General features: G+C 67.5%; 2 protein-coding genes and 1 pseudogene. 2 read left to right on the top strand and 1 reads right to left on the bottom strand.

What is annotated here, in order from left to right; all coding sequences use genetic code 11:
- Positions 1 to 443, top strand: a pseudogene (locus VFX99_RS15855) (hypothetical protein); the annotation flags it as partial.
- 16 nt (positions 444 to 459) lie between these two features.
- On the opposite strand, the gene VFX99_RS15860 reads toward VFX99_RS15855, so the two are convergent.
- The gene (locus tag VFX99_RS15860) at positions 460 to 1743 is read right to left on the bottom strand and encodes an ammonium transporter (protein WP_329667257.1); all 1284 of its coding nucleotides are present in this window, start codon (positions 1741 to 1743) and stop codon (positions 460 to 462) included.
- A 267-nt stretch (positions 1744 to 2010) separates the two neighbouring features.
- Between VFX99_RS15860 and glnT the strand changes: the two genes are divergently transcribed.
- Positions 2011 to 3375: a type III glutamate--ammonia ligase gene (glnT, locus tag VFX99_RS15865; protein ID WP_329667258.1), complete on the top strand. Its 1365-nt coding sequence runs from the start codon at positions 2011 to 2013 to the stop codon at positions 3373 to 3375.
- The last annotated feature ends 79 nt before the right edge of the window (positions 3376 to 3454 follow it).

A 3454-nucleotide genomic window follows, 5' to 3' on the forward strand; every position in this document is an offset into this window, starting at 1 on the left:
CGGTGAACCTGCACGACCACGTGGCGTACCGGGGCATCATGCTGGACGGAATCCCCAACTTCGCGTACGCGATCGGCTACACGAACGCCTCGTGGACGCTGAAGATCGGCTTGACATACGAGTACTTCGTGCGGCTGCTCAAGCACATGCGCCGGCACGGCTATGACTCCGTCGAGGCGCAGCTCGACGCGCAGGTCGGCACGCGGCCACTGCTCGACTTCAAGTCGGGATACGTGCAGCGGGCGATGGCGGAGCTGCCGCGCCAGGGCGAGCGCAGCCCGTGGCGGGTGTCGATGAACTACTACGCCGACGCGCGAGCGCTGCGTTGGAGCCCGATCCGGGATCGCCGGCTGCGGTTCGGCTCGCGCGGCGAGGCGCCCGCGGCCACCCAGGACACCGGAGCGGCCGGGGCCGCTCGAGAGCGAACCCCGGCCACCCGGTAAGCGCGATCAGACGCGATCAGGCCTTCTGATCCTCCAGCACGTAGCCCGCTTCGCCGTGCTCGGCGAGGTCGATGCCGGCGATCTCGTCCTCGTCCTTGACGCGGAAGCCGATCGTCTTCTGGATCGCGAAGCCGATCACGAGCGTGGCGACCAGCGAGTAGGCCAACACCGAGAAGGCGGCGATCGCCTGCACGAGCAGCTGCGTTCCGTCACCGCCCATGAACAGGCCGGTGCCATTGGCGAAGAAGCCCAGGTACAGCGTTCCGATCAGACCGCCGACCAGGTGGATGCCCACGACGTCGAGTGAATCGTCGAACCCGAGCTTGAACTTCAGGTCGATCGCGAGGGCGCAGATCGCGCCGGTCACGAGCCCGAGCACGATCGCCCAGATCGGGGTGAGGGCCGCACAGGCCGGGGTGATCGCGACCAGACCCGCGATCGCACCGGATGCCGCACCGACCGAAGTCGGCTTGCCGTTGCGGACCTTCTCCACGATCAGCCAGGCGAGCAGGGCCGCAGCCGGAGCGGCGAGCGTGTTGACGTACACGAGCGCCGCGACGTTGTCGGCGGCGAGCTCGGATCCGCCGTTGAAACCGAACCAGCCGAACCACAGCAGGCCCGCGCCCAGCAGCACGAACGGCGGGTTGTGCGGAACGTGCGCGCCCTTGGCGAATCCGACCCGGCGACCGAGCACGAGGGCGAGCGCCAGCGCCGCGGCGCCGGCGTTGATGTGCACCGCGGTGCCACCGGCGAAGTCGATGACGCCGACGCCGAAATTCTCCTGCAGGCCGTAGGTGAGCCATCCGCCGTACGAGAAGCTGCCGTCCTCGGCGAGGCCGAAGTTGAAGACCCAGCTCGCGACCGGGAAGTAGACGACGGTCGCCCAAACCCCGGTAAACAGCATCCATGATCCGAACTTCGCGCGGTCGGCGATCGCGCCCGACACCAGCGCGACGGTGATGATCGCGAAGGTCGCCTGGAACGCGACGAATGCAAGCGGCGGATAGGCCGCGCCCTCGGGCGTCTCGAGCAGGCCGGCCAGACCGAGGTAGCTCCAGTCGATGCCGATGAAGCCCGGGATGCCGGCGTACGACGGCGCGCCCGCCGTCGCGAACGAGATGGCGTAGCCGTAGAGCACCCAGAGCACTCCGATCAATCCGGCGGCTCCGAACGTCATCATCATCATGCTGATCACGCTCTTGGCCTTGACCAGTCCTCCGTAGAAGAAGGCCAGGCCGGGCGCCATCAGAAGCACCATCGCGGCTGATATCAATACGAACGTCGTGTTTCCCTGATCCATGTCGGGATGCCTCTCTCCGCGGGCGGGATGCCGTCGACCGCCGGGTTGCGGTGCACGGACGGATGCCGCCAGCATGTGGTTACTGTCGTGCAACCCATTTTCACCACAGGCAATCGCCGGTGCGTTTCTCGCGCGTGAATCCTGCATGACAACATGGGCGACCGGTTTTACGTGCCCGAAACATGGAGGTTACTGACCTGTTCATCTGCGGATGTTACTGTCAGTGCACAAGCTTCACTCACAGTCAACCCAGCTGAGGAGATCCCCATGACCCTTCCCGCGCTCGCACGGGGTGACGTCGTCACTCTGCCCACCACTCCGCAGTCGCTTCGCGACCGCGCACTGGCGGACGACGTCCGCTTCATCCTCGCGGTGTTCGTCGACCTGAATGGCAAGCCCTGCGCGAAGCTCGTGCCGGTGTCGGCCGCCGACGAGCTCGAGGCGGGCGAACTCGGCTTCGCCGGTTTCGCCGCCGGCCTCATCGGTCAGCATCCGCACGACTCCGACCTCATCGCCGTGCCCGACCTGGATTCGTACGCGCCGATCCCGTTCGTCCGCGAGGGCCTTGCGATCGTGCACTGCGATCCGTACGTCGACGGCAAGCCGTGGCCCTTCGCTCCTCGCGTGATCCTGAAGCGCGCACTGGCCCGTCTCACCGAGCAGGGACTGTCGGCAAAGGTCGGCGCGGAGGTCGAGTACTTCCTCGTCGATCGCGGTGCGGACGGCACCCTCACGGCGGCGGACAGCAAGGACGAAGGTCTGCGCTCCTGCTACGACGCCCGCGGCGTCACACGGATGTACGACCACCTCGCCGCCGTCAGCGACGCGATGAACGCGCTCGGCTGGGGCAACTACGCGAACGACCACGAGGACGCACCCGGCCAGTTCGAGCAGAACTTCAAGTACGCCGAGGCCCTCGTCACCGCAGACCGCGTGATCACGCTCCGCTACCTCATCGGGATGCTGGCCGAGCAGCGCGGCATGACGGCCACGTTCATGCCGAAGCCCTTCAGCGACCGCGCGGGCAACGGCCTGCATTTCCACGTGTCGCTGTGGGACGATGACGCCGCGGTGTTCCCCGACGCCGCCGATACCCGCGGGCTCGGCCTCTCCTCCACGGCCTACTCGTTCGTCGCCGGAATGCTCGAGCACGCCGCGGGCCTGCAGCTCTTCCTTGCACCGAGCGTCAACTCGTACAAGCGGCGCGGTGCGACCACGAGCGCCTCGGGCGCCACCTGGTCGCCGAAGCACGCGACCTACGGCGGCAACGACCGCACGCACTTCATCCGCGTACCCGACTCCGCGCGGATCGAGCTGCGCGCCGCGGACGGCTCGGCCAACCCGTACCTCGCGCTCGCCGCAGTCGTGCACGCCGGCCTCGACGGCATCGAGCGCTCCGCCGACCCGGGCGACCCGTGCGGCCCCGGCCAAGCCCGCGAGACCTCGGCGGTGCTCCCCCGCACGCTGCTGCACGCGGTGCAGGCGCTTCGCGACGACACGGTCCTGCGCGAGCTGATCGACGACGGTCACGGTGTCGCGACCTATTTCGCCGATGCGAAGGAAGAGGAATTCCTCGGCTGGCACAACACCGTCACCGAGTGGGAACTCGACCGCTACCTCACCGCCTACTGATCCCCGCCGGTCAGGCATCCGAAGAATCACGAAAGGAACGACATGTGCGGAATCGCTGCACTGCAGATTCGCAACCCCG

Origin of the sequence: Microbacterium sp. (assembly GCF_036277215.1) — a bacterium.
Taxonomy (GTDB): Bacteria; Actinomycetota; Actinomycetes; order Actinomycetales; family Microbacteriaceae; genus Microbacterium.

What these genes read in the sequence shown, in the direction of transcription:
- glnT (WP_329667258.1), top strand. Translation starts at nt 2,011, where the DNA reads ATGACCCTTCCCGCGCTCGCACGGGGTGACGTCGTCACTCTGCCCACC.
- VFX99_RS15860 (WP_329667257.1), bottom strand. Translation starts at nt 1,743, where the DNA reads ATGGATCAGGGAAACACGACGTTCGTATTGATATCAGCCGCGATGGTG.